Genomic DNA, 25,064 nt, shown 5'->3' on the forward strand with positions numbered 1-25,064 from the left:
CCGTTGTTTCCTCGTCTAAACACAAGATAAAAAACGTTGTTTGATTAGCTCTAAGCTTTCTTTTCCAGGCATATCCCAAATTGCTTGGTTAATAATTTCTACTTCAATTGGTCCGTGATAGCCGTTCGCTTCAACTGCGCGACGAATACGGGGTAAGTCAATGACGCCATCTCCCATCATGGAACGCCCTTTAAAAATATCGGGGAGTGGCACTTTCCAATCTGATACATGATATCCTAGTATTTTTCCTGCTGCTTTTTCTATTTCACTATATAAATCAGGATCCCACCAAACGTGAAAAGCATCTATAATGACTCCAACTTGCGAAGATCCTAAGGATTGTTGCAAGGCATTCGCTTCTCCTAACGTGGTAATGACGGAACGATCGGCAGCAAACATCGGGTGGAGCGGCTCAATACCTAGTTTTACACCATGTTGTTCCGCAAACGGGATTATTTCTTCAATACCTTGTTGGACCCATTTTCTGCTCTCAGCTAAATCCTTATGCGGTGATGGGCCACAAACAAGTACAAGAACATCCGCCCCTAATTCTGCTGCTTCTTCAATCGCGTATTTATTATCATCAATCCGTTCCTTTCGCTCGGAAGCAGTAAGCGCAGGAAACATTCCCCCTCGACAAACACTGGATACCTCTAATCCTGATGCGGCAATTAGCTTTTTGGCTTCGAGTAGTCCTACTTCAGCAATCTTATGACGCCATACTGAAATTACAGGTATTTGATGATCCGTACAACCTTGAATTGCTTCCTGCAAGGACCAGTTTTCTGTTGTTATTTGGTTAAGACTTAAACGCTGTATATCCAATTTTTTACTCATGTTCTCGCCTCCATTTGCTGTACCCCAGCTAAATCTAGCATCGGTCGCATACGGGTAATTGCAAGTTCCGGATCTGTGAGCACATTCGCTTGATCTGCCAGCTCGAATAGCTTGGTGAAGTGCAAAATAGACCGTGCGCTTTCTGCTCCGGCTATCATACGAAAATGAGGTTGATGTCCATTAAGATAAGCTAGAAAGACGATGCCAGTTTTATAGGCAAATGTTGGTTTTTGAAAGATATGGCGAGCTAAAGGCGTCGTCCGGTTTAATTTATCTCGATAGGCATTGAGATTGCCTTGATCTAAATCTTGGAAAGCAGATGCGGCAGCCGGAGCAATAGCATCAAAAATACCTAACAACGCATCACTGTATCCCTGGTTATCTCCCTCAATGAGTGAAGTATAGTTAAAGTCGTCTCCTGTGTACATTCGTACATTGTCTGGCAATTGTCTCCGCATGGTAATTTCTTTTTGGTCATCTAATAACGAGAGCTTGATACCTTCAATCTTGTCTGCGTGAGAATGGATAATTCGAAGACATACTTCCATCGCTTCATCTAAATTCTCATGCCCCCAATACCCTGTTAAATTAGGATCAAACATATCGCCTAACCAATGTAGGATAACGGGTTGCGAGACCTGGCTAAGAATTCGATCGTAAACATATTCATAATCTGCTGCAGATGTAGCACATGCCGCGAGAGCACGACTAGCCATAAGAATAACTTTACTACCTGCTCCTTCGACATACGATACTTGTTCTTCATAAGCGTTTATCACATCTTCTAAACTAACATATGGACTCGGGGGAAGGTGGTCAGTGCCGGCACCACTGGCAATATTTCCACCAACACTTTTCGCTTCCTTTACAGAACGAGTAATTAATTCTTTCGCGTGTTCCCAATCGAGACCCATCCCGCGTTGTGCAGTGTCCATTGCTTCGGCCACGGACATACCAAGTGACCAAAGATAATGACGGTATTGCATAGTGAGATCCCAATCTATTGCAGGTTCCCGTACTGGATCACTACTGCCAAATGGATGAGCTACCACATGTGCAGCTGAATAGGCAACACGGGAATGAAAGGAACCCTTTGAAGGTTGGGATAAAGCTTCGCTATGAGATAATTCATATGGGTAGATGGATCCATCAGTATGAGGTAAATAGATAAGTTGATTCATCATCGTTTCCTCCCCTTAGACATTCAAGCTTGGTACTTCAAGCCAACGGCGTTCTTCCGAAGATTGAAGGCCAAGATCTGCAAGCTGCGTCCCTTTAGCACCTTCTAACAAATCCCATGGAAAAGAGTCGTTTTGATATACATGCTTTAAAAACATTTCCCATTGAATTTTGAATGCATTCTCAAATAGTTGGTTATCTGGTACTTCTTCCCATTGATCCTGAAAATCGATGGTATTTTCTATATCCGGATTCCAAACAGGTTTTGGCGTATTCACGCGATGCTGGGTTTTACAGTCACGTAAGCCGGCTACCGCACTTCCTTCCGTTCCATCTACCTGTATCGTTAATAAATCATCGCGATTTACACGGACCGCCCAAGAGGAATTGACACTGGCAATAACGCCATTTTCTAATTCAAAGGTTGCATATGCAGCATCATCAGCCGTCGCCTTGTACGTATTTCCTGCTTCATCCATACGTTCAGTAATATGTGTTGTAGCCACTGCAGACAGTGCTTGCACAGAACCAAATAAATGGTCTAATACATACCGCCAATGGGGGAACATGTCAACGATAATTCCTCCACCTTCTTCTTTTTTGTAATTCCAAGAAGGTCGTTGACATTCCTGCCAGTCTCCTTCGAATACCCAATAACCAAACTCCATACGAACAGAGAGAATATTTCCAAAGAATCCAGCATCTATTAGTCGCTTTAGCTTCATAACACCTGGAAGAAACAATTTATCTTGTACGACGCCATTTTTAACGCCAGCTTCTTTCGCAAGTTTTGCAAGTTTTAACGACCCTTCCAAGGAAGTGGATGTTGGCTTTTCACAATAAATATGCTTATTTGCTTCAATAGCCTGCTTAATCGCTTTTTCCCGAAGTGAAGTCGTTTGAGAATCGAAGTAAATGATGTTGTTTTCATCGGTCAAAGCATCATCAAGGTTGGTCGTCCACCGATCGATGTTATAATTTTCGGCAAGCGCTTTCAGTTTGTTTTTATTACGACCTACAAGTATAGGGTCTGGCATGAGATAATCCCCGTTTGCTAGTGGGACTCCTCCTTGTTCTCTAATTGCAATAATTGATCGTATTAAATGTTGCCTTGTTCCCATACGCCCGGTGACACCATTCATAATGATACCAATCTTTTTTGTACTCATTCGTTTCCCTCCTAAGCTCATTACGTTAAGTGTAAACATAATGGTAATGAAGTGTCTTATTAGAAGGGGAAACAGATTCTCAATTTTGGAACTCAATTCATTACTATAAACATCAATGTTTTCTTTGCGTTAGCCGATACATATTTGGTGGTATACCAACGTTTCTCTTAAATAATCGGTAAAAGGTAGATAGAGATTCAAATCCTACTTCAAAACAGATGGACACAATGTCTTTGTCTGTTTCTGCTAGCATTTGTTTTACTAATCCTAGTCGTACTTCTGTCAGGTATTGCATTGGTGTACTATTGTAATAATCTTTGAAAATACTTTGAATATATCGTTTGCTGATACCCATTCGATCGGCAATATCTTCCGCATGTTTTATATCAAAATAACGTGTATCAATATAGTGCTTTAGTTGCTCGACACGCAATGTGTTTATATCCGTTTGGGTAGATTCATGGGTAGAACGCGCAATGGTAAAAAATAATTCTGCCATATAGATTTTGAGGCCTGTCTCCCATAATCTATCCCCATGGGATTGTTCATAAAGCATTTTTCGAAGTAGTTGACGAATCTCGCTACTATCAAATGCACTGAGTTTTTGTACACGTGCTGTTCGAAATACTTCAGGTATCAGTTCGATTCGGACATCAGGACTTAATACGGTTGTTTCGAATTCAAGCACTAAGACAGTCATTTTTGATGTTGCAGCAATGGAGTGTTCCGTTAATGGAGGAATAATAATAAAACTATCTTGTACAATTGAATACGCTTGATGATTTAAAGTACAAATTCCTTTTCCCTCCAGTGTGTATAATAGTTGATAGGTTTCATGATAATGAGATTGGACCATTCCTTTTTCATTATGTTTACTTTCATATAAAGAGATAAATGTTTGACGCTCGCCATTCGCCTTCAAGAAGAATACCCCCATCCAAATAATCTTTATTTGTCTTTAATTGAAGTATATCATGTTTTTGTTTGTTTTTAATTATTAGTCTTTTTATTTGTTTTGGATAAATTTTGTCAAGATTTTAGATAAGACATGAATGGATAGGCTTGTCCATGAAACCAAACAGCTGAAATAGCATGACTCCGCCGAGAACAACACAGTTCTGAATCTCTCTATTGGAAGTATGCGATATTTCAGGTTGTGGTGTAACGAATGAATCGATTATTCAAATTTAGCCGATCAAATCTTTTTTAATACGGCACGAAAGCAACTCAATTCATGCCAAATTCTCGAAACAACAGCATTGTCTGGTTTGTTCAGGGTGAACTGATCATAGAATTCTACCCCGGTTTCCTTCATAATATTTGCCAATGTATTGATGGAGATCGTTGGATAATCAAAGGTGAAAATCAGTTGCCCATCATCTTTTAAGACACGCTTTAATTCACGAAACGAACGAAGGATATCATCATGGTTTAAGTGTTCCAATACTGAAATGCAAAACACCTTGTTAAAGACTTGATCGGGATAGGGAAGGTTTGTCAGAGAACAACAGGCTAATTCAATTTTGTCTAAATAGTTATCAATCACAGATTTTTTTATTTCTTCAGGGTAGGAGGATACAGCGTCTTCCCAAATCGCTTCTCTTGATAAAATTCGATCATCGATATCGCATGCGTAAACAGAGTGGCATTCATCTGCTAAATAAAATTTTAGCGGGTGACCAATGCCACAAGCTGCATCTAATACGATATCTTCTTTTTTAGCAAAATTTTTGACCCATTCGTATTCATAAAACCTCGTTTCCCATGTATATGGTAAGTCAAAAATAAAATGATTTGAAGAAGGATCTGTCTCCTTAAAAAACCGGGAATGGTGATAGTCCAATTTATTTCCCCCTTTGTATGCGAATGACGATATAGTATATGTATCTTGGTGAAGATTGATAATATAAAAATAGGATGATAAGTTGAAGGGGGGATTTGAATGATGGCGTTAAAAAACCCCTCCATTTATTTGGAGGGGCGATCGGGTTAGGACTACTGGCCATACCAATATTTATTATTAGCAATCTGATTATTATGGGCAGGATCCCAATAATCTACTGAGTATGCATAATCATAGTTCATAATACATTGTATTCCGCTTCCTTGAGGGTCATGGCCCAACCCATAATTATGTGAGAATTCATGTTGTGCTGCCTTAGATGTATTTGTTATCCCTTGGTCCAAATTAACGCTAAAGGCAGTGCCTGGATCTGTATTGTACACATATGCAATGCCTCCAGCATCAAAATTAACATCGTTGGTAAACCCAACGACAAAATCATAGTTTTGACCTGGATGATCTACACTTAAGTCAGCAAGTATTTGCCCACTATTGGCACCTTGAGATGTCCAACTAGCGACTGCTTGTACTTGGAAATCAATTTCATGATCGCGAATGAATGCATCATCTGCATTTTCAACGATTTGCTGTACACGATTTTGCCAGTCACTGTAAGCTGTACGATACTCCTCGTCTGCTACTGCAAGGACGGTAACTGTTCTGCTAGCTTGAGGCTGTACGTCGCTTCTTTTGCTTATACTCGGAGAAACTGTTTTTTCTGTGCTGGTAATATCTTTTATCTCACCGTTTTCTCCGAACTCTATTACTTTAGTAGACTTTTCAATCTTAGCTGGACCTTCATCAGGAGTGTTTTCTTTCGCCTTTGGTAATGCATTCATGTACAAGGTGGATTCCGTATGATTATGGTGATGTACCGAGGATGCGCTTCCTAATACAGTAATTGGTGAGGATAAAATGGAAAAAGCAAGTGCAATCGAAACAACTCGTTTAAGATACATACAAATAGACCCCCTATATTGTTTGTAACTCTAATATTCTGCTAATCTATCAATAATCCTTCTAATATATGTAAAAATAGGATCAAATACCCATAATTTTAAATGATGGTTAATAATGGTAATATATGTATTTGGGAGAGGATAAGTAAATGAAACTATTTCATACGATAAAAAATGATCATATGTATTGGTTAGTCGATCAAGTTAAACAAGAACAAGTCTCAGCTCATACTTATATCGAAGCATTTACAGAATTGTTCAACGAATGGAAGCAACAGGATTGTCATTATATTTCGGTATTAATGGATGAAACCAATCACAAGCAAATGATTGAATTAGGGTTTTCAAAAATTTCCTCGATTGTGGAATATACGCGGGAACTCCAGGAGGTATCTAGACACCAATCTAACATTCTGACTCATTCGTTAATCGAAGGAAAGATGAGCGACCAAGATTTTGCTGTATTATATCAAACATGCTGTTCTGGTACGGCAAATAAAAATAAACAGCAGTCGGTAGATGAATTCATGCGTTCATTGCAAAGCGAGCTTGGTTTAACATGGCGGGAACACTGCTATTATTTTAAGAGCGGAGATGAAGTTATTGGGTTAGCTATCCCTCATATTGAAATGGGAACAGTTAATGAGGGAAGGTTGTTTTATTTTGGCGTTGTTCCTAAATGGCGTAACCAAGGTAACGGAACAAAAATTCATCAAATCGCCTTAGTGTTACTTAAAGACATGCAAGCAACATATTATGTGGGAAGTACAGATACAGCTACCAGCCTATGATATCGATATTTCTACAGAATCACTGTAAGTTAAGGGATAGAAAGGGAATCTATCGATTTGAGCAATCATCATAAAAGCTACTGTTACCCTTTAACAGTAGCTTTTCTTAATGATTTCCCTTCCTGTTAATAAAGAAACGGAATCAGCTTATTCGTAGATTGTTTATATCTTTTGAACTGTTCTCCGTACTTGTCAGCTAAATAGGTATCAAGTATTGGAATGTTATACCATGCGAGGAAGCAGAACAAGATAATTGGGATAATTAGTGCCCCTGTTGACCTTGTGAATAAGGCTAAAGCAGTCACCCAGACGAGATCCCCAAAATAATTAATATGCATAGCATAGGTAAATAATCCTTCGGTATATAATCCCCCTTTATGAGCTGGTTCCCGTTTCCATCGATCACGTTGGATTTCTGAATAAGTATTGATAAAAGACCCTATTAAAAACAAAAGGATAGAGCCAATGTCAAGAAGGTCAACAGGCTTGTCGGTTATCAGTGTGAAAATGCTAAATCCAATATAATATAACGAAAAAGCAACGGGTATCGTCATTGCCTCTTGCCAAGGCATCTTCCGTTTTAATAAATAGAATATAGTGACGTACATTCTTCCATATACAATTAAAAACAAACCAAATAGCAAAAAGTTACGCAGGGAAAGCTGCTCGTCTACGAAAAATAACAACCAAGCCGCTAGAAAAAGTATGAGTGTTTCTAGTCCAATAACTGTCCATTTTTGGAGTCTGCTTTGTTCTTTTTTTCGATATAAGTTCATTTCGAAACACCTCCTCTATATCTAATATAGCATGTATAGGTATTATGTCTTAATTGACTAAAAACTTTATTTAATCTGTAGGATGAAAAGTATGTATGTGGTTGAAATGGCATGGACAAAAGGATTATTTTAATGTCAATAAATTACAAAAGGCAGATTATTAGGAATCGGTGTGCTAAAATACTTAATTGGTGTCAATAAAGGGGACAAATTACACATTTTATTAATGGCTTTATAGGAGGATTTAACCTATGAATTATAGGGATATTGGAATTGACCTTGGGACAGCGAATGTACTTATTCATGTGAAAGGCAAAGGGATAGTATTGGATGAACCATCTGTTGTTGCGCTTGACCGAAACACAGGTAAAGTGATCGAGGTAGGTGAAGCAGCAAGAAGAATGATTGGACGAACGCCCGGAAATATCGTAGCTATTCGTCCGTTGCAAGATGGTGTAATCGCTGATTTTGATAGTACTGAGGCAATGTTAAAACATTTCATTAATAAAATTAACGTCAAAGGATTCATGTCTAGACCAAGAATGCTCATCTGTTGTCCTACGAATGTAACAAAGGTAGAACAACGAGCAATTAAGGAAGTGGCAGAGAATGCGGGAGGGTCTAAAGTATTTTTGGAGGAGGAGCCAAAGGTAGCAGCCATTGGGGCAGGAATGGATATTTACAAACCTAGTGGAAATATGGTAATTGATATCGGTGGGGGTACAACCGATATAGCAGTCTTATCTATGGGAGATATTGTAACATCAGAATCTATCAATATGGCCGGTGATAAATTCGACAACGAGATTCTTAAATACATAAAGAAAAAATATGGTCTTTTAATAGGGGATAGAACGGCAGAAGAAATGAAAACGACCATTGCGACAGTACATGAAAGCAGTCGTAGTGAGGAGATGAATATTCGTGGCAGAGATTTGGTTTCTGGTCTCCCGAGAAATATTTCTGTTCATTCTGTAGAATTGCAAGAAGCTCTACGAGAATCAGTATCTCTAATTGTTCAAGCTGTTAAATCCGTACTTGAACGGACACCGCCAGAATTATCCGGTGATATTATAGATCGGGGGATTACGCTAACTGGTGGAGGTGCCCTTATTCATGGGTTAGAAGAACTGCTTATAGAAGAATTAAAGGTGCCCGTATTTTTAGTAGAAGAACCAAAAAACTGTGTAGCCTTGGGTACAGGATTCATATTAGAGAATCTAAATGAGATATCAAAAAATCAGGTGGTTTAAATTTATCCGTAATTAGAATGAAACAAGGTAAAAATGTGTCATTATAAATAGAGGTGATAGATAGTGAAGAAGAGAAGTTTTGTATTTCTTCTCTCTATAGGATTATTCATTTTCCTTTGTATGCTAATTATACAAAATCAGGAATTAAAAGCTAGTAATTCATCTTTAAATACAGATATACATTCAATGGAAACCCAAATACAAGAGATGAAAAGAATCGAAAAGTCGGAAGTATTTCCACAAGCCAAAGAAGCAGCACAGAATTTTATTCAAACCTATTTTAAATTTACAGATCAACCGGATGAGCGCCAAGTAAAATCTTTTTTAGCAAAAGGTGTAGAAAAAAGTTTACGCTTCCATAATGAAATAGAAACAACGCATGATTTTACGAATATTGTAACAAATGTTAAAGATTTAGAAGTGTATTATGGTGATAAAGAAGCATATCGTCAAGAGATATTTGCTCATTTCAACAGTGAAATCCAAGTAGAAAAAAATAAAACAAGCAGTCCTACTTTTCTAAGACTTGAGATGATTCGCATTCAAGATGATTGGAAAGTGGAGGATATTGAGTATATGAAGTATGAATAGATCATTTCGTTTGTTGGTAACGACACATTGATAAATTCGGAATACTTAAAATTTATCCCCGAGTGGCACTTTAATTTTCTTATAAAAAAGGAGATAGAATAATAATGAAATCAACTGGTATTGTACGAAAAATTGATGATTTAGGTCGTGTGGTGATTCCCAAGGAACTCCGTCGTACATTAGATATTGATATTAGAGATGAAGTTGAGGTGTTTGTAGAGGATAATAAGATAATTTTAAAAAAATGCAATGTCAATAAAACGTGTCAAGTTACTGGGCAGATTTCAAGAAATAACCTATCGCTTGCAAATGGAAGAATTATTCTTAGTCCGGAAGGTGCGAAAAAGCTGATACGAGAGATAGAATATAACATTTAGAACATTCATGCTCGATGACTTCTAACAATACTGGAATACAGTTGTTTAAATTTAATATTGAGGATGTAGTGATTGTTATATACAGTTAGGAAATTACTTGTATGCATTATGTGTGTATTATTTAGTTATTCCCTCATTACAGGTGTTTCAAAATCAGTCAGTCTTATTCTCCTTTGCATTGGATAATGACAATAATTATGGGAATAGGAGAATGTAAGGAGAAACGAACGCTAATGGGAATCGTTAGTTTCATCATTTCTTTACTCTTAATTTGTGTAACACTACTCTATTTTTAGCTAAGAATAGAAAAAATGAGTAAGATCGCTTCATTTATATACCGGTCTTACTCTGAAACGTTGTTTCTATTTTTTGATATCGTCTGTATAAAAGCCTCGACATTCTGTTTTTTTCTCATAATTGGTGAGTAAACATAAGAAAGCGTTCGATTGAATGAGATGTTCTTTAATGGGAGAATGGTTAATTGATGTAATTGTACATCTCGTTCAATCACACTGTGAGAAAGGAGCGATAATCCCAATCCTTTAATAACACTTTCTTTAACCCCTTGATTACTACTAATGGTGAGTAATGATTTGACTTTTAACCCATTGGAACGAATGACATGGTCAAGGTACTCACGTGTTCCAGACCCTTCTTCTCTTGTCACCCACGCTTGATGTTGCAAATCCCCCATCGTTACTTTTGGTTTTGTTGCTAATGGATGATTCACCCCAGCAAGAATAAAAAGTTCATCTTGCATAAATGGATAAACGGACAGCTCTTTATCATTTGTTTGTCCTTCAATTAACCCAATATCTACATGGAATAGTTTTACATCTTGAACAACTTCTTCGGTATTGCCTATCATTACTTCCAATTCCAGTTCTGGATAAGCTGCTTGTAGTTCAGCAAGTACTACAGGCAAAATATATTCTCCAATCGTAAAACTAGCACCGATTTTTAGTTCTCCTTTCACGGCGTGATGATGCTCGCTAATTTCTTGCTTTGCTTGTTCGTAAATCGTAATGATCTGTTTTGCGCGGTGATATAAGATTTCCCCTGTTGGTGATACCTGTAAAGATTTTGGAGAACGAACAATTAAATTGGTTCCAAACTCTTTTTCTAGGTTTTTAATGTGTAGACTGACACTTGGCTGCGAGATGTGTAATATTTCAGCTGTTTTGGTGAAATTTTTAACGTCGACAAGTGTAATAAATGTGCGTAATGCATCATAATACATTCGGTATCCTCCTTAACTATTATTAATATTAATAGTTACAATTATATATATGTATTTTACTAATAACAATACTTCCGTTAAAGTTTTAGTTGATATCGATCATCGGTTTTGAAGGAGTGATACAATTGGGGAATATGGTGGGCGAACCAAAAGCTAATCAATATGCATTTATAAAAGGAATTGGGTTAACATTACTCATTGCTATAATGGCAAAATATGCAGCAGTTTTACCATTCTTATCTATACTTGGGCAGTTGGTCATTGCAATCATTATTGGAATGATATGGAAAGCGACGATTGGTGTTAGAGATCATTTACAATCGGGTATCAATTTCTCAAGTAAGAAACTGTTACGTCTTGGTATTATTCTCTTAGGGATGCGACTCAACTTAGCAGATATTTATAACGCTGGATTAAGTGTATTTATGATTGCAGCAATATGTCTTGTATTTGCACTACTTGTCGTCTATGGATTAACTCGCTTGTTCGGGGTAGAAAAGCGATTAGGCATACTTACTGCATGTGGCACGGCCATTTGTGGAGCAGCAGCTGTTGTCGCAATTGCGCCACAAGTAAAGGCAAAAGATGATGAAACAGCGGTGGGTGCAGCAACTGTGGCAGTCTTGGGGACAATGTTTACGTTAATTTATACATTTTTATATGCATTCTTAAATCTATCACAAACTGGGTACGGTGTTTTTACTGGTGCAACATTACATGAAGTTGCACATGTAGTAGCAGCCGCGGGAGCTGGTGGCAGTCATGCCATCGATATAGCAGTGATTGTTAAATTAACGAGGGTTGCATTACTTGTTCCAGTAGCCATTATCATCGGATATTTGTTTCAACGTATAGGCAGTAATTCCGGTAAAAAGGTATCGATGTCGATTATTCCATGGTTTATTTTGGGCTTTATTGCCATGAGTGGTTTTAATACACTTGGTATTGTATCACAGGATGTGGCTGAAATTATTGTTACGATTGCTTATTTATTTATTGCAATGGCTATGGCGGGACTTGGCTTGAATGTGGATATCAAAACGTTTCGAAAATTAGGTATGAAATCATTTGCAGCGGGAGTAATCGGTTCCGTCTTATTAGCAGGTTTGGGTTATTTACTCGTTATATTCTTCGTTTAAATTCATTCCTATCTTTTATAAAATAAATCTATTAGAGGCTGGTCAAAAGGTTTTTATTCATAATAATTATATGAACCATTTCATTTCAATTAGTTAAAATAGGTTGTATCATCGCTTCGTCAAATCCTTCGCTTTCCGCGGCTTCAGCTACCTCGGTAAGCAATATCTGCTTTCCGAGGGGGAGTTGTTCCCGCAGAAGCTAAGTTTTAAGGGGGCTTTTGGGGCTAACTATTTTCGTTCTGCCCCGCCTCCTTCGTTCTAAAGTTCAAAATTATTCGCACGCTCTACTTTACAAATACGTACAGCGAATGCCTGGTACCATTCTTCTTTCCCTTTTTTCTGCACAATTTGGTGGACGGCATGGTTTTTCCATTGATTAATCGCCTCTAATGAATCCCAATAGGATACGGTAATTCCTACATTTGTATCCCGAGAACTCTCCACGCCTAAAAAGCCAGTTTGTTTTTCAGCAATTTCGATCATCTTTTTTGCCGTTTGATCATACCCCTTATCAATATCCGTGCGTTGTGATGTGAATATAGCCGCATAATATGGAGCTTCTGGTGTCTTTGCAATAGCACACACCGATAGATCTCTCCTTTCAACTTCGATTTATCTTATTCTATTCTGACTTGAATAGGAAAAGAAGGAGTGGAGATATATCTATTGATGTGATACTTCTTTCTATGTTTAATAAATAGACAATCGTTACGGAAACTGGCTTAACGGAAATAATTTGAATACAATAGAACAAACGTAGATGTGGAGGAATGATATGAAAACGGAAAAAGAAAAGATGGTAGATGGGGAATTATATAATCCTTCTGATCAAACCTTAGTAAATGACCGAAGGACAAGTAGACGTAAGACACGACTTTATAATCAATCATTAGAAATGGAAGGTACGGATAGAGAAGTATTGCTCAACGATTTATTTGGCTCCATGGGGGAAAATATATTTATTGAACCAACATTCCGGTGTGATTATGGCTACAATATCCATGTTGGGGATCAGTTTTATGCTAACTTTGATTGTGTCATCCTTGATGCGTGCGAGGTTCGTATCGGGCACAATTGTATGCTTGCTCCTGGTGTACATATTTATACAGCCACACATCCACTTCATGCCCAAGCAAGAAATTCTGGGAAGGAATTCGCAAAACCGGTTACAATTGGAGATAATGTGTGGATTGGGGGCCGCTCAATTATTAACCCTGGAGTTTCAATCGGTAATAATGCAGTTATTGCTTCAGGAGCGGTAGTTACAAAGGATGTTCCTGATAACGTAGTTGTAGGTGGTAATCCGGCACGACTTATTAAACATTTGGAGTAGAGCGCGAAACAAAAATATTATAGAAAAACAATCAGCCTATTCAACGTAGTATTCGTTATCGTTCGTTTTTGAAAATAATAATTACTATCAAAATGGGATTGTCTTGTCCGCTACTCATACAAAATAAATAGGCATAGCTCCTGCAGGCACGGCACAGTCGTAATGCCCCACTAGGGATTTTTGCTTACTTACGGTAACTGAGTCCGTTCTCGCAGAAAGCATGCCATATTTCAGGTTGCAATTTAATCGGTTTGTCGATTATCCGAAGTTCGTTCACTTTTGACTCAGCCTCTACGCTTCAACAGCAAATAATGACTTATCTTCTACCTTGTTTGTTACGATAGTAAGGATCATGCCTAATATAATCATACTTGCAGCAATAATTGTAATCCACCTGTAGTTTGCCCCACTATGCAGCAGGAGGGTACCTAATGTGGCACCGATACTATTGGCTAAATTAAATACAGAAGCAGCTATGGTCCCTGAGAGAGATGGTGCCTCCTTTCCGCCAAGAATAATTTTTGAGTTTAAGATTGGCGTTGTACCGAATGTACCTGCACCGAATAAGAAGCACATAACAAAAGCTAACGGTGTAAGTTGAATCATAAATGTGAACGCGACAAGTGCCATTGCTAAAATAGCTAATGCTAGTATCAATCGTTCGGTTAAGAAATCAGGACGAATTCTTCCTGAGACAAAATTCCCAATTACTGCGCCTAAACCGAAACAGAAAAATGCCACGGTAATTCCTGTTACTCCTAATCCAGCAAATTCACGTAACATCGGTTCGATAAACGTATAAGCGGTAAACACCCCGGAGAACCCAAAAACAATAATTGCTAGAATTAATAATACATTCTTATTCTTAAAGATAGTGAGCTCTTGTTTTAAGTTAGGTGCTATTTCAGGCTTTTGATTTGGTGTACATAAAATGAGGCCAACGAGTGCGAGTACACCGAGTGCTGAGATAAACCAAAACACATAGCGCCAATCCAAAAAACCGCCAAGATAAGAACCAAAGGGAACACCTAACATAACAGCAATTGTAAGACCACCTTGGACTGCTGCAATAGCACGTGGACCTTTTGTGGGAGGGGATATATTATAAGCAATGGACATACATAAGCCAAAAAACGGTGCATGCATGGCTGCTGAGAATAACCTAGATACTAAAAGTGTTTCAAAGTTTGGTGCCATTGCTGCCATCATATTACTAACTATAAATAACCCCATTAAAGAAATAAGCAAAGGTTTAGGGGATATTTTAATCGTAACCATTCTCAGTATTGGACCAAAGATTGCTACACTAATGGCATAAACACTTAGCAAGAGTCCAGTTGTCGATACAGATACATTTAAATCAGCAGCAAACTGTGTTAGTAAGCCTGTAACAACGTATTCTGTCATGCCAATAGCGAAAGTCGATATCATAAAGATAGCTAAGATTAAATTACGAGTTGGTTGGATAGAAGTCATGCTTTTACCTCCTTCTGTTTTAGAAACGAAAGGAGATATAATATATCATGATTGGACATATGTCTAGTGGTTTTGCTTATTTTTTTATTGAATAATTTAGTGGGCTGTAGTAAGGACTGCAATCAATGAAAAAAGTCACTAATTAAATTAGTGACTCTTTTCATTTACCACCAATAAGGGCGATATGGTCCAAATCTTCTAACTCCATAGAATGGAAAGGCAAATAAGCCAAACGGTCCAAAGAAAGGAAATAAGCGTTCGTCATTCCCTTCAAATCGGTTGTGTTGATTGTCTTCAGTTGAAGGCATTAGAATGTATAATTTTTCATCATCAAAACTGTGTAAGATTCCGATGTGCATACTACCGTCGTTCGTTTCGATCTGGATAAACTGGTATATATAATTGTTGCAAAATTCCTTCATGTTCATCCGTTGCTCCTGCGTAGGATACTCAGAGCCGTTGCTTTCTGTTTGATTATTAGGATAATTCATCTCATCAACCTCCTTATATTCACCCATATCGTATTCAAATGTGACTAAAAATGTGTCTTTATCACAAGATGATATGAATGATGGAACGGTTAGCGTATCGTTAATTCTGATGAATCAGCCTTTAATTGTTGGTTCCACAGTTTCATTTTTTCTAAAGCATAAGCATCTGATTGAATATCCCCTGGTTTATTTGCCTTACCGATGACATAATCCACAAATTCCATATTCAAATACTCAAATATCGCATTGAATTGTAAGATTAGTGGCAATGCAGCTGTTTTAGGGTGTGGATTTTCACCTGTAACAATAACGTAAGCTTTTTTACCTCGAAAAGCTTCCCAAAAATCGATGCGTTCATCTTTCATATATTGACTCCAACGATCGAAGAAGATTTTCATTTGCCCAGATACACCAAACCAATAAACAGGGGTGACAAAGAAATAAGTGTCATATTGCAAAAAATCAAAGAAAAGTTCTTCATAATCGTCGTTTACCATGTCAAATCCTCCGGCATCATGCCGTTGATCAACAATGGGGTTCAATTTCTTCTCAAGTAGAAAAATTTCTTTATGGTCGATGCCTTCCAATGCTTTATTGCTTAGGTAAGCAGTATTTCCGTCTTTTCTAGAACTACCTAATAAGGTCATAATTTTCATATCAATCTCTCTCCCTTGTATTAAAGTTACTTCTAGCATATACTGATTACTAAGTTCAGTAAAATAGATATATTTGAATTAATCGATCAGTATTTTTGATAATAAAGAGGTGAAGTAAAGGTGGAATTACGTCAGCTCATTACTTTTACAACGATTGTAGACTTAGGCGGGTTTAAAAAGGCAGCGGAAATGTTGGGTTATGCTCAATCATCAATTACAGCACATATAAAAGACTTAGAGGAAGAATTGGAACAACCATTGTTCGACCGTTTAGGAAAGAAAGTAATTTTAACGCAGGCAGGAAAAAACTTTCTTCCATATGCAACAGAAATTATTCAACTATATACAAAATCAAAAGCAACGATACATGCAAGTAATGAACCATCTGGTCCATTAACAATTGGTGCAAGCGAATCTTTGATGATCTATTGGCTGCCAACGATTATTATGCAATTTCGTCAACAGTTTCCCAAGGTAGAGTTAACGCTAAAAACGATTCAATATGATGATTTGGAAGGTCAATTAAAACGCGGAGAGATAGATGCTGCTGTATTAGTAGAAGATGAGAATTGGCATAGCGAAGCTTTATTCATTGATAAAATAAGTGAGGAAACGTTAGCGCTCGTACAATCCGCAGATAATGCTGCGCATTCTTCTACTACAGAAACGATGCTTGTTACGGAATATACGTGCAGCTGGAGAACGATTATTGACCAGCATCTGAAGGCAATGGAGAATAAGGTAATATCTAAAGTTGAATTACCAAGTATTGAAGCAATTAAACAATGCGTTCTTTGTGGATTAGGTAATTCCATGCTGCCTTATTTCGTAGTAAAAGATCAGATATTGGAAGGGAAGTTGGTAGAAACGCCGTCCTTCAGCCCTTCAAATATAATTGGGGTATATGCCGCAAGACATAAAGACAAGTGGCTTTCCCCTAATTTAAAAGTATTTCTGAATATGCTAGCATAAGTCTTCTTTTTTCTGTACAACGACTGGAGATTGTACCATAGATAATGAAGATGCATAGACCGGCAGACACCATCTGGAATAGATTATAGTAGATTCTATTTAGAGGAGGTGTTTGCATTGCGTAGAGATCGAGCGTTTAGCAGACCTGGCTTTTGTTTTCCACGGGGATACAGGTGGTGCGGACCTGGGTGTAGTGGTCCTGGAACGCCAATCAATGATGTAGATGCTGTATGTAAGGCACATGATGAATGTTATCAACGCTATGGTGATCCATGTAAATGCGATCAGATATTTATGGATCAACTTCGAGCAAAAATCAATCCAAGAACAGAAAAAGGGAGACACGCTAGAACCCTATATAATTATATGCGCTTACAATCTGCTTTTACCTGTGGGTTTGGGTTTACAAAAAGGCATGGATAAATACATGTTTAAACCATGAGGGGCTGACTCATGGTTGTTTTTATGTGGGGTAGTAACGAAGTACTGTACATAAATACAAAAATGTATTAACATCGTTAAATGTGCATAAAAATTTTTTGCATTGTCCATTGAAAGCGCATGCATTGGATTAGGTAATATGCTAGGATAGAAATGGCTTTATTCCTACTATATCGTAACAAAGGAAATACCCCCATTACATCAAATAAACAATGAAGTTTAACTTTTTACAACATCTCGAGATCTCACATAGGAGGATATGTATGCTTAACATTCTTGAAAATATTAATGAAGTACTTTGGGGAACACCAAGTTTAATATTATTAGTTGGGACTGGATTATTTTTAACATTTGTTTTAAAGGGCTTACAATTTAAAAATCTTGGATATGCTTTTAAAATTGCCTTTACAAAAGACAAAGAAGATGATGGTACGGAAGGTGATGTCAGCAATTTTAAGGCATTAATGACATCACTTGCTGGAATGGTTGGTAATGGAAACATTGCTGGTGTAGCAACAGCGGTTACCCTCGGTGGACCAGGAGCAATCTTCTGGATGTGGATCGTTGGACTAGTAGGAATGGCGACGAAATATGCAGAAGCTTTACTTGCTATGAAATATCGTGTTAAAAATGATGACGGAGAATATTCCAGTGGCCCGATGTACTATATCGAAAGAGGTATAGGGAAGAAATGGAAGCCCCTTGCTCTTGCCTTTGCATTTTTTGGTGCTTTCGCGGCATTAGGAATTGGAAATAGTGTACAGTCAAACACAATCGCAGACGTGATGGAAAATAGTTTTAATATAAATGGTATAACTACGGGTGTTATTCTTGTTATATTTACATCGTTGATCATTTTCGGTGGGCTGCAGCGTATCAGTTCAGTGGCTAGTGTGTTTGTGCCGCTCATGGCAATTCTATATATTGGTGCGTCACTTCTAATCATTGGTTTAAATTATGATAAAATTATCCCTGCTTTTGATTTAATATTTACCTATGCATTTCATCCCATATCAGCTGTAGGTGGATTTTCTGGTGTGGTTGTGACAGAGGCGATTCGAAATGGCGTATCGAAAGGAATCTTTTCGAATGAAGCTGGACTTGGTACAGTTGCTTTGATTGCTGGAAATGCAAAGACTAGCCATCCAGTGAAACAGGCCTTAGTGGCAATGACTGGGACTTTCATTGTAACGATCATTGTTTGTACGATGACTGGGCTTGTATTATTAGTAACGGGTTTTTGGGATACAACAGGCGGGCTTCTTTCAGGAGTTACGCATGATGCAGGGCTTGAAGCGGGTGCCTTAACAAGTGCAGCCTTTGGTTCATCATTAGGTAATATCGGTGAATATATTGTATCCATATCTGTCGTTTTCTTTGGATTCTCGACTATCTTAGGATGGTATGTATACGGTATTAAATGTTTTGAGTATTTATTCGGATTAAACTATATTAGTGTTTATCGTACGATTTATATAGGAGCTACCTTTATCGGAACCATTGCGAAGTTAACAACGGTGTGGGCATTTGCTGATATGGCTAACGCCTTGATGATGATTCCAAACCTTATTGGGCTATTACTCTTATATAAAGTAGTTGCAACTGAGACGAATGATTATTTCAGTAACTTTTATAAACAATCTGGCAAAAAAATTGGCTAGCGGGATGGGTAGATGTAAGATCCTTTGAGATGTATTTGCTTTTCCAGTATAATTAGGAAAAACGATTATTGTAGGAAATAAAGGACTGGTGAGTGAAATGAGCGCTGAACACATGCATTTAGAAAATCAACTATGTTTTCTACTATATGCCAGTTCAAGAGAAGTTACCAAACAATATAAACCGCTTTTAGAAAAACTAAATATTACGTATCCACAATATTTAGTGCTGTTACTACTATGGCAATATAAAAAAATGCCGGTGAAACAGATTGGACTCTATTTACATCTTGATACAGGAACTCTCACACCTATGTTGAAACGTATGGAGCAACAGGATATTGTTCGCCGGATTCGTTCAATTGAAGATGAGCGGACCGTAAATGTGGTTTTAACGGAAAAAGGAGAACAATTACAACAGGAAGCTTCTGATATTCCTATTAAAATTATAGATAAATTTGGAATGGAAATAGAACAAATCGAACAACTTCGAAATCAACTAGAGCTGCTCCTGGACCGATTAAATCATCAAAAGTAGCTAAAACATAATTTTACCTCATCTGTTTCCCAGGTACGGTCTCAGTAGAATTTTAAAAAACCCGAACGATAATCTGCATAAACGAAGTTATATGCAGATTATCGTTCGGGTTATTCTATATCTCAATGGCTTTTTGATTTCTGTTTACCTATGAGTAGGATATAAAGCGGTTGTAGCTTACTTAACGCTTGTAATTAATTCAACCTCCACGTTGCCTGTAGTTGCTTTTGAGTAGGGACATACGTGGTGCGCTTTTTCTACCAGATTGTCTAATGTTGTTTGAGTGATACCGGTCCCAATTACCTCTAGCTTCACACCTAATTTAAATCCATTATCTTTTTCATCCTTGTACATGCTAACATGTGCGATGACTTCACTATCTAAGTCAATTTTCTGTTGATTTGCTGTCATTTCTAACGCGCTACCGAAACAAGCAGCATATCCAGCAGCAAATAGCTGTTCTGGGTTGGTAGCTTCTGGTTTCTCTTTGGCTTTTGCTGTGCCTGGCATTGCAATATCATGTTCTAATCTGCCATCGCTAGAAACAATTTTCCCATTTCTACCTCCTACAGAAGAAACGGTGGTTGTAAACATTGGTTTCATTATATAACCCTCTCTCATTTAAATTTTATAAAATTAAATTGCGCACGATTTAATAGTACTAAATAGATAAACATTCGTCAATAAAAAGACCGAGTAATTTAACTACAACAATGTTCTTCGTTAATTTCCTATAAAATTTTTTGTATATACAGTATAATTAACCTATGAATGCTAAATGATTGAAACTAAAGGAAGGTAATTCATGACGGAAGAAAATATAACACGTATGCATATAAATAATAAAGAATATATCCTGATTGGAACAGCACATGTTTCCAAGCATAGCGCGGAACAAGTGAAAGCTGTAATTGAAGAAGAACGGCCAGATTCGGTATGTATCGAGTTGGATGAACAACGTTATCAATCAGTGAAAGATGGAAACAGTTGGAAAGATATGGATATTTTTAAGGTGATTAAAGATAAGAAAGCCTCCCTATTATTAATGAATCTAGCTATTTCGTCGTTTCAAAAAAAGATGGCCAAACAATTTGGAATTAATCCAGGGCAAGAGATGATTCAAGGGATGGAATCTGCTCAAGCTGTTGATGCTGAGCTAGTGTTGGCTGACCGAAATATCCAAATTACATTTGCTCGAATTTGGAGCAGCATTGGATTAAAAGGGAAGGCAATCTTGCTTGCGCAGGTAATTGCTAGTATCTTCAGTAGAGAAACGATATCAGAAGAAGAATTAGAAAGAATGAAAAATCAGGATACCATTCATACCATTTTGCAAGAATTTACCGATTCATTTCCGAAGTTGAAGAAACCATTAATTGACGAGCGAGACCAATATTTAGCACAGAAAATCAAAGAGGCATCCGGCGATAAAATCGTTGCGGTATTAGGAGCTGCCCATGTGCCGGGGATTAAAGAACAAATTAAACAGGATCATGATTTACATACATTGGCAGAGGTACCTCCGAAATCAAATATTCCAAAAATAATTGGGTGGTCCATTCCCGTTCTTATTTTAGCGATTATTGTCTATACGTTTATGGCAAATCCTCAAGCTGGATGGGAACAAACATTAAGTTGGATCATCTGGAACGGTAGTCTATCGGCAATTGGTGCATTAATTGCTATGGGCCATCCATTGACCATTCTTACTGCTTTTGTCGTTGCGCCAATTACTTCGCTGAATCCCTTACTAGCTGCAGGCTGGTTCGCTGGCTTTGTACAAGCATATATTCGCAGGCCGCATGTACGAGATTTTGAGACATTATCGGAAGATGTCTTTTCCGTCAAAGGGTTTTGGAAAAACAAAGTAACCAGAGTACTATTAATTATTGTGCTTGCAAACTTAGGAAGCTCACTTGGAACCTTTATTGGCGGAGTAGATGTAATTCGTGTGTTTTTAGAAAACTTATAAATCCTACGTTCCATGAATGATTTCGAACATTTCCATTTACGTAAAAAAGGAGATGATTTGTATGAGGGTGGATAAAGAAGCACAAATCATTGACGACATCATGGAAAAGATTATTAGTAAGTCCATAAAGCCTGGAGAAAAGCTTCCTTCTGAAAACAGGTTATCACAAGACTATGATGTACCGAGAATGACTGCTCGAAAAGCATTAACTACGTTGGAAGATCGAGGGTATATTTATTCAAAGCAAGGCACCGGACGCTTCCTGAAAGACGCATCTAGACCGATCCAATTACATCTAACAGGAAAGACAAGTTTTACAGAAAAGATGAAACAGGCCGGCTATCATCTAACAACGGAAAATATGTATTGTGAACCAATTGCCTATGACCAAAAGATTTACGGAATCTTACAGGCGAATGAAGCAGAAACGGTGTTTAATATTGGCAGGTTACGATACATAGATGAAGAGCCGATTGCGATTCATCAGTCATTTGTTAGGGAAGCGAAATTTCTTGATATTGCTACAGAGGGTCAGGGGATTCTATCTATGTTTGCTTATTATCGAAGTCAAGGTTATACGTCATTTACAAGTAATCAAAGCTATTTAAGCACGAGCTTTCCCACATCTGATGAACAAAAATTATTATCTTGCAGTAGCATGGTTCCCCTGATCGTTGTAGAAAGTGAATGTGTAGATGTACCATCACAGGATGTACTTGAGTATACGAAAATTTTATACCGCAGTGATAAATTTAAATATGATATCACGATGAAGTAAATGGGAGCAGCAGTATGCGCTCCTCCCTATGCTTGTAGAGGAATTTTCTCTACAAGCTTTTTTAATGCTGCAATTTTAATGGAATACTTCATTATAATTGTATTTGAAAAGGTAGTGTAAGCACCTAACAAGGAAGTTTAGAGCGAAGAAATTATACCATTCAAAGAATTGCCCCGTTATTAAAAGCTATCGATGATGAACGAGGATATTTATTTTGCTTCTACCAATGGAGTTTTAGTTACCTGTGAGATCAATAGTTAGAATAAACATAATTTATTGAATATTGTTGACTTTCGAAAATAAACCAATTATAATCTTATAAATAACTAAATGAATGTAAAAAAACTCATTTGGATTCTTTTTATATGTTAAATCGATTAAATGTATATCATAATGCGGTTTCAATCTTTGGATTAGTTGATAAGCGTTCAAAACAAATCTCAATTATTTTAAGGGAGGAATGAAGGTGGAAACTAAAAAAATTGTCGATCCACAAAGGACTTCCAAGGCTACGCTACCTAAAAACTTAAAAGACAAATTGAAATTCGTTGGGCCTGGATTTGTTGTTGCAGCTACCGGTGTAGGAGCTGGTGATTTTGTTATGGCTTCCATTGCAGGAACAAGTTTTGGGTTGACGTTGGTATGGGTCATCATTGTAGGAGCTTTTATTAAATTTGTCCTAACTGAAGGAATAGGGCGTTGGTATTTAGCTTCTGGAAAAACCATTTTAGAAGGATGGCATATGACCGGTTGGTGGGCAACTGGCTACTTTGGAGTATACCTTATTTTAATGGGATTAATATACGGTTCAGCGATAACAGGAACGTGTGCAATGATAATGGTTGCTATGTTCCCGGGTACTTCTTTTTCCTTATGGGCAATCAGCTCGGGAATTTGTGGTTTCCTACTTGTTTGGTTCGGCAGGTATCAAGTGATTGAGAATTTCTTAAAGATATTAATTGGTGTAATGTTTATAAGTATAATTGGATCCGCGATCATGATTGTCGCAAATACAGGAAACGTAGCATATGGGCTAGCTCCCTCCATACCAAGAGGTTCATTTTTTAAGATATTGGGCATATTAGGAGGAGTTGGTGCTTCTATTACCCTTACCTCCTATGCATATTGGATCTATGCAAAGGGCTGGAGGGACAGGCGTTGGATTTCGATTATGAAACTGGATGTGTCAGTAGCTTATATAGTTACAGGTATATTTGCAATAAGCGTCATGATAATTGCCGCGGAATTATTGTTTGGTTCAGGAATAACAATTAGTGGCAATGAGGGACTTGTAGGTCTAGCTGATGCCTATGGTGCGAGGTTTGGAGATCTAGCTCGCTGGATTTTTCTAATTGGAGTATGGGGTGCTGTTTTCACATCTATCGTAGGACCTTGGCATGGGATGTCCTATTTGTTTGCAGATTTTGTTCGTATAGTAAAGAATAAAGGGCATAAGGCTTCAGGAAAAGAAAAGCCAATAAATGAAAAGGATTCGTCATTTCGATTCTATCTCTTTTGGATAACATTCCCACCGATGCTACTCTTGTTATTTAAACAGCCAGTGGCGATTGTGCTTCTATACGGTGCTCTTGGTGCGGCATTTATGCCAATTCTGGCTGCTGTCCTGTTGTATCTACTAAATTCAAAACACATTGATAAGACTGATCAAAACGGTAAGGTGAAGAATACTATTTTTGGCCTCATCATTTTACTATATGTATACCTCGGGGGCAGTGAGCTGTTTCAAATGATTTTTGGTTAGTTTATATGAATAGGCGGTTCGGTACATAGATAATATCCTGTCAACATTTTTATACATGACAAAATAACTTTCCCTTATAAATTACTGCTTAATACAACAGAACAACAACGAAATTACAGAAATACAAAACAAACTGGATGCTGGCATATGCCAGCTTTTTATTTTGTTCCTATTTCGATGCTATTTTAATGAAGATACCGAACCTTTAGCGAAAAAAGCGTGTGAAATTAGTTTTTCAGTCTCCTTAAAAGAACAAGGGATCTTGTTTGTTTTTTTATCTATCCTTTTTGTTTATTAAGGTTGTACCTGTAAATCTGATTTACAAATACTTTACGATCTCTTAAAACACAAGCACTTGGCAACAAGTTACGATAAGTGTGTAAAGGAGGTTGCTTGAATGAAAAGGCGTAGAAGGACTGAAATCCTGGTTCAATCAAATGCTGACCTAGCCGAACATCTGGCTGAAACGATTTTGCAGACATACACCTGTAAAGAAATCGTCCCCCCACATCATGGGTTAACGATGGTCAAGATGCGAGAATCGGCGAAGCAGTCATTATTTTATATTGGTGAAGTTCTAGTTACAGAAGCAAAGGTGGAAATCAATCAGTATATTGGTATTGGTATTGTACAGGGAATGGAAGAAGAACTGGCAAAGCATCTAGCAATTATCGATGCCGCCTATAATGCCACCTTACCAGAGACAAGGGAGTGGCAAGATTTGCTCTTACAAGCTGAGGCAGACCTTAAAGCTAAAAAAGCCAAGGAACAAGCTGAATTATTTGAGACCAAGGTTCATTTTGAAACGATGGACGTTTAATAGCATGAAAAAT

General features: G+C 37.6%; 28 protein-coding genes. 15 read left to right on the plus strand and 13 right to left on the minus strand.

The annotated features are described in order from the left end of the window. Window positions 1-15: 15 nt before the first annotated feature. The 6 genes from BN990_RS01360 to BN990_RS01385 all read right to left on the minus strand — a co-directional run bounded on the left by BN990_RS01360 (window position 16) and on the right by BN990_RS01385 (window position 5,987). Complete coding sequence (locus BN990_RS01360) at window positions 16-837, minus strand: sugar phosphate isomerase/epimerase family protein (protein ID WP_021290107.1); 822 nt, start codon at window positions 835-837, stop codon at window positions 16-18. Further along, entirely contained in the window at window positions 834-2,018 is a 1,185-nt protein-coding gene (locus tag BN990_RS01365) for a dihydrodipicolinate synthase family protein (protein ID WP_021290106.1), read from the minus strand. The genes BN990_RS01360 and BN990_RS01365 overlap by 4 nt, the downstream gene beginning before the upstream one ends. 15 nt (window positions 2,019-2,033) lie before the next feature. Continuing rightward, on the minus strand, window positions 2,034-3,185 hold the full coding sequence (locus tag BN990_RS01370; RefSeq protein WP_021290105.1) for a Gfo/Idh/MocA family protein: 1,152 nt from the start codon (window positions 3,183-3,185) through the stop codon (window positions 2,034-2,036). Between the two features lie 112 nt (window positions 3,186-3,297). After that, window positions 3,298-4,107: an AraC family transcriptional regulator gene (locus tag BN990_RS01375; protein WP_021290104.1), complete on the minus strand. Its 810-nt coding sequence runs from the start codon at window positions 4,105-4,107 to the stop codon at window positions 3,298-3,300. 273 nt (window positions 4,108-4,380) lie between these two features. Beyond that, entirely contained in the window at window positions 4,381-5,028 is a 648-nt protein-coding gene (locus BN990_RS01380) for a class I SAM-dependent methyltransferase (RefSeq protein WP_021290103.1), read from the minus strand. Window positions 5,029-5,180: 152 nt separating this feature from the next. Next, window positions 5,181-5,987, minus strand: coding sequence for a zinc-dependent metalloprotease (locus tag BN990_RS01385; protein ID WP_021290102.1), 807 nt, complete (start codon window positions 5,985-5,987; stop codon window positions 5,181-5,183). A gap of 149 nt (window positions 5,988-6,136) precedes the next feature. On the opposite strand from BN990_RS01385, the gene BN990_RS01390 reads away from it, so the two are divergent. Beyond that, window positions 6,137-6,778: a GNAT family N-acetyltransferase gene (locus tag BN990_RS01390; RefSeq protein ID WP_021290101.1), complete on the plus strand. Its 642-nt coding sequence runs from the start codon at window positions 6,137-6,139 to the stop codon at window positions 6,776-6,778. A gap of 125 nt (window positions 6,779-6,903) precedes the next feature. Here BN990_RS01390 and BN990_RS01395 read toward each other — a convergent pair whose 3' ends face one another. Continuing rightward, window positions 6,904-7,554 carry a methyltransferase family protein gene (locus tag BN990_RS01395; RefSeq protein WP_021290100.1) on the minus strand — a complete coding sequence of 217 codons (651 nt, stop codon included), beginning with the start codon at window positions 7,552-7,554 and terminating at the stop codon, window positions 6,904-6,906. Between the two features lie 251 nt (window positions 7,555-7,805). Here BN990_RS01395 and mreB point away from each other — a divergent pair, with 251 nt between their 5' ends. The 4 genes from mreB to BN990_RS23545 all read left to right on the plus strand — a co-directional run bounded on the left by mreB (window position 7,806) and on the right by BN990_RS23545 (window position 10,071). Then, window positions 7,806-8,807 carry a rod shape-determining protein MreB gene (gene mreB / locus BN990_RS01400; protein WP_021290099.1) on the plus strand — a complete coding sequence of 334 codons (1,002 nt, stop codon included), beginning with the start codon at window positions 7,806-7,808 and terminating at the stop codon, window positions 8,805-8,807. 120 nt (window positions 8,808-8,927) lie between these two features. Next, entirely contained in the window at window positions 8,928-9,398 is a 471-nt protein-coding gene (locus BN990_RS01405; RefSeq protein ID WP_158295212.1) for a hypothetical protein, read from the plus strand. Window positions 9,399-9,502: 104 nt separating this feature from the next. Further along, window positions 9,503-9,775: an AbrB/MazE/SpoVT family DNA-binding domain-containing protein gene (locus BN990_RS01410; protein WP_021290097.1), complete on the plus strand. Its 273-nt coding sequence runs from the start codon at window positions 9,503-9,505 to the stop codon at window positions 9,773-9,775. A gap of 185 nt (window positions 9,776-9,960) precedes the next feature. Further along, window positions 9,961-10,071: a DUF3953 domain-containing protein gene (locus BN990_RS23545; protein WP_148530674.1), complete on the plus strand. Its 111-nt coding sequence runs from the start codon at window positions 9,961-9,963 to the stop codon at window positions 10,069-10,071. Window positions 10,072-10,118: 47 nt separating this feature from the next. On the opposite strand, the gene BN990_RS01415 is transcribed toward BN990_RS23545, so the two are convergent. Further along, window positions 10,119-11,015 carry a LysR family transcriptional regulator gene (locus tag BN990_RS01415; protein ID WP_021290096.1) on the minus strand — a complete coding sequence of 299 codons (897 nt, stop codon included), beginning with the start codon at window positions 11,013-11,015 and terminating at the stop codon, window positions 10,119-10,121. A gap of 134 nt (window positions 11,016-11,149) precedes the next feature. Between BN990_RS01415 and BN990_RS01420 the strand changes: the two genes are divergently transcribed. Continuing rightward, window positions 11,150-12,154: a YeiH family protein gene (locus tag BN990_RS01420; protein WP_031335251.1), complete on the plus strand. Its 1,005-nt coding sequence runs from the start codon at window positions 11,150-11,152 to the stop codon at window positions 12,152-12,154. A gap of 258 nt (window positions 12,155-12,412) precedes the next feature. On the opposite strand, the gene BN990_RS01425 is transcribed toward BN990_RS01420, so the two are convergent. Next, window positions 12,413-12,739: an antibiotic biosynthesis monooxygenase family protein gene (locus tag BN990_RS01425; protein ID WP_021290094.1), complete on the minus strand. Its 327-nt coding sequence runs from the start codon at window positions 12,737-12,739 to the stop codon at window positions 12,413-12,415. A 190-nt stretch (window positions 12,740-12,929) separates the two neighbouring features. Between BN990_RS01425 and BN990_RS01430 the strand changes: the two genes are divergently transcribed. Further along, window positions 12,930-13,487: a maltose acetyltransferase domain-containing protein gene (locus BN990_RS01430; protein WP_021290093.1), complete on the plus strand. Its 558-nt coding sequence runs from the start codon at window positions 12,930-12,932 to the stop codon at window positions 13,485-13,487. A gap of 291 nt (window positions 13,488-13,778) precedes the next feature. On the opposite strand, the gene BN990_RS01435 is transcribed toward BN990_RS01430, so the two are convergent. From BN990_RS01435 to BN990_RS01445, 3 genes are all read right to left on the minus strand, one after another. Continuing rightward, window positions 13,779-14,963, minus strand: a complete 1,185-nt coding sequence (locus BN990_RS01435) for an MFS transporter (RefSeq protein ID WP_021290092.1) — start codon at window positions 14,961-14,963, stop codon at window positions 13,779-13,781. Window positions 14,964-15,127: 164 nt separating this feature from the next. Continuing rightward, the gene (locus BN990_RS01440; RefSeq protein ID WP_021290091.1) at window positions 15,128-15,454 is read right to left on the minus strand and encodes a hypothetical protein; all 327 of its coding nucleotides are present in this window, start codon (window positions 15,452-15,454) and stop codon (window positions 15,128-15,130) included. 89 nt (window positions 15,455-15,543) lie between these two features. Next, on the minus strand, window positions 15,544-16,110 hold the full coding sequence (locus BN990_RS01445) for a flavodoxin family protein (RefSeq protein ID WP_021290090.1): 567 nt from the start codon (window positions 16,108-16,110) through the stop codon (window positions 15,544-15,546). Window positions 16,111-16,230: 120 nt separating this feature from the next. Between BN990_RS01445 and BN990_RS01450 the strand changes: the two genes are divergently transcribed. From BN990_RS01450 to BN990_RS01465, 4 genes are all read left to right on the plus strand, one after another. After that, on the plus strand, window positions 16,231-17,082 hold the full coding sequence (locus BN990_RS01450; protein ID WP_038241831.1) for a LysR family transcriptional regulator: 852 nt from the start codon (window positions 16,231-16,233) through the stop codon (window positions 17,080-17,082). 117 nt (window positions 17,083-17,199) lie between these two features. After that, window positions 17,200-17,505 (plus strand): hypothetical protein, encoded by a 306-nt coding sequence (locus BN990_RS01455; RefSeq protein ID WP_021290088.1) that lies wholly within the window; start codon window positions 17,200-17,202, stop codon window positions 17,503-17,505. A 281-nt stretch (window positions 17,506-17,786) separates the two neighbouring features. Beyond that, entirely contained in the window at window positions 17,787-19,184 is a 1,398-nt protein-coding gene (locus BN990_RS01460; protein WP_021290087.1) for an alanine/glycine:cation symporter family protein, read from the plus strand. A gap of 97 nt (window positions 19,185-19,281) precedes the next feature. Then, complete coding sequence (locus tag BN990_RS01465; RefSeq protein ID WP_021290086.1) at window positions 19,282-19,719, plus strand: MarR family winged helix-turn-helix transcriptional regulator; 438 nt, start codon at window positions 19,282-19,284, stop codon at window positions 19,717-19,719. A 177-nt stretch (window positions 19,720-19,896) separates the two neighbouring features. On the opposite strand, the gene BN990_RS01470 is transcribed toward BN990_RS01465, so the two are convergent. Then, on the minus strand, window positions 19,897-20,325 hold the full coding sequence (locus tag BN990_RS01470; RefSeq protein ID WP_031335245.1) for an organic hydroperoxide resistance protein: 429 nt from the start codon (window positions 20,323-20,325) through the stop codon (window positions 19,897-19,899). Window positions 20,326-20,524: 199 nt separating this feature from the next. Here BN990_RS01470 and BN990_RS01475 point away from each other — a divergent pair, with 199 nt between their 5' ends. The 4 genes from BN990_RS01475 to phnG all read left to right on the plus strand — a co-directional run bounded on the left by BN990_RS01475 (window position 20,525) and on the right by phnG (window position 25,051). Further along, window positions 20,525-21,691, plus strand: coding sequence for a TraB/GumN family protein (locus tag BN990_RS01475; RefSeq protein WP_021290084.1), 1,167 nt, complete (start codon window positions 20,525-20,527; stop codon window positions 21,689-21,691). A gap of 61 nt (window positions 21,692-21,752) precedes the next feature. Continuing rightward, complete coding sequence (locus tag BN990_RS01480) at window positions 21,753-22,469, plus strand: GntR family transcriptional regulator (protein ID WP_021290083.1); 717 nt, start codon at window positions 21,753-21,755, stop codon at window positions 22,467-22,469. Between the two features lie 466 nt (window positions 22,470-22,935). Then, window positions 22,936-24,231, plus strand: a complete 1,296-nt coding sequence (locus tag BN990_RS01485; RefSeq protein ID WP_021290082.1) for an Nramp family divalent metal transporter — start codon at window positions 22,936-22,938, stop codon at window positions 24,229-24,231. A gap of 397 nt (window positions 24,232-24,628) precedes the next feature. Next, window positions 24,629-25,051, plus strand: coding sequence for a phosphonate C-P lyase system protein PhnG (gene phnG / locus BN990_RS01490; RefSeq protein WP_021290081.1), 423 nt, complete (start codon window positions 24,629-24,631; stop codon window positions 25,049-25,051). Window positions 25,052-25,064 lie beyond the last annotated feature (13 nt).

The sequence above is a fragment of the Virgibacillus salexigens genome (genome assembly GCF_000723585.1).
GTDB classification, from domain to species: Bacteria; Bacillota; Bacilli; order Bacillales; family Amphibacillaceae; genus Virgibacillus; species Virgibacillus salexigens.

What these genes read in the sequence shown, in the direction of transcription:
- BN990_RS01360 (WP_021290107.1), bottom strand. Translation starts at nt 837, where the DNA reads ATGAGTAAAAAATTGGATATACAGCGTTTAAGTCTTAACCAAATAACA.
- BN990_RS01365 (WP_021290106.1), bottom strand. Translation starts at nt 2,018, where the DNA reads ATGAATCAACTTATCTATTTACCTCATACTGATGGATCCATCTACCCA.
- BN990_RS01370 (WP_021290105.1), bottom strand. Translation starts at nt 3,185, where the DNA reads ATGAGTACAAAAAAGATTGGTATCATTATGAATGGTGTCACCGGGCGT.
- BN990_RS01385 (WP_021290102.1), bottom strand. Translation starts at nt 5,987, where the DNA reads ATGTATCTTAAACGAGTTGTTTCGATTGCACTTGCTTTTTCCATTTTA.
- BN990_RS01390 (WP_021290101.1), top strand. Translation starts at nt 6,137, where the DNA reads ATGAAACTATTTCATACGATAAAAAATGATCATATGTATTGGTTAGTC.
- BN990_RS01395 (WP_021290100.1), bottom strand. Translation starts at nt 7,554, where the DNA reads ATGAACTTATATCGAAAAAAAGAACAAAGCAGACTCCAAAAATGGACA.
- mreB (WP_021290099.1), top strand. Translation starts at nt 7,806, where the DNA reads ATGAATTATAGGGATATTGGAATTGACCTTGGGACAGCGAATGTACTT.
- BN990_RS01405 (WP_158295212.1), top strand. Translation starts at nt 8,928, where the DNA reads ATGCTAATTATACAAAATCAGGAATTAAAAGCTAGTAATTCATCTTTA.
- BN990_RS01410 (WP_021290097.1), top strand. Translation starts at nt 9,503, where the DNA reads ATGAAATCAACTGGTATTGTACGAAAAATTGATGATTTAGGTCGTGTG.
- BN990_RS23545 (WP_148530674.1), top strand. Translation starts at nt 9,961, where the DNA reads ATGACAATAATTATGGGAATAGGAGAATGTAAGGAGAAACGAACGCTA.
- BN990_RS01415 (WP_021290096.1), bottom strand. Translation starts at nt 11,015, where the DNA reads ATGTATTATGATGCATTACGCACATTTATTACACTTGTCGACGTTAAA.
- BN990_RS01420 (WP_031335251.1), top strand. Translation starts at nt 11,150, where the DNA reads ATGGTGGGCGAACCAAAAGCTAATCAATATGCATTTATAAAAGGAATT.
- BN990_RS01430 (WP_021290093.1), top strand. Translation starts at nt 12,930, where the DNA reads ATGAAAACGGAAAAAGAAAAGATGGTAGATGGGGAATTATATAATCCT.
- BN990_RS01435 (WP_021290092.1), bottom strand. Translation starts at nt 14,963, where the DNA reads ATGACTTCTATCCAACCAACTCGTAATTTAATCTTAGCTATCTTTATG.
- BN990_RS01440 (WP_021290091.1), bottom strand. Translation starts at nt 15,454, where the DNA reads ATGAATTATCCTAATAATCAAACAGAAAGCAACGGCTCTGAGTATCCT.
- BN990_RS01445 (WP_021290090.1), bottom strand. Translation starts at nt 16,110, where the DNA reads ATGAAAATTATGACCTTATTAGGTAGTTCTAGAAAAGACGGAAATACT.
- BN990_RS01460 (WP_021290087.1), top strand. Translation starts at nt 17,787, where the DNA reads ATGCTTAACATTCTTGAAAATATTAATGAAGTACTTTGGGGAACACCA.
- BN990_RS01465 (WP_021290086.1), top strand. Translation starts at nt 19,282, where the DNA reads ATGAGCGCTGAACACATGCATTTAGAAAATCAACTATGTTTTCTACTA.
- BN990_RS01475 (WP_021290084.1), top strand. Translation starts at nt 20,525, where the DNA reads ATGACGGAAGAAAATATAACACGTATGCATATAAATAATAAAGAATAT.
- BN990_RS01480 (WP_021290083.1), top strand. Translation starts at nt 21,753, where the DNA reads ATGAGGGTGGATAAAGAAGCACAAATCATTGACGACATCATGGAAAAG.
- phnG (WP_021290081.1), top strand. Translation starts at nt 24,629, where the DNA reads ATGAAAAGGCGTAGAAGGACTGAAATCCTGGTTCAATCAAATGCTGAC.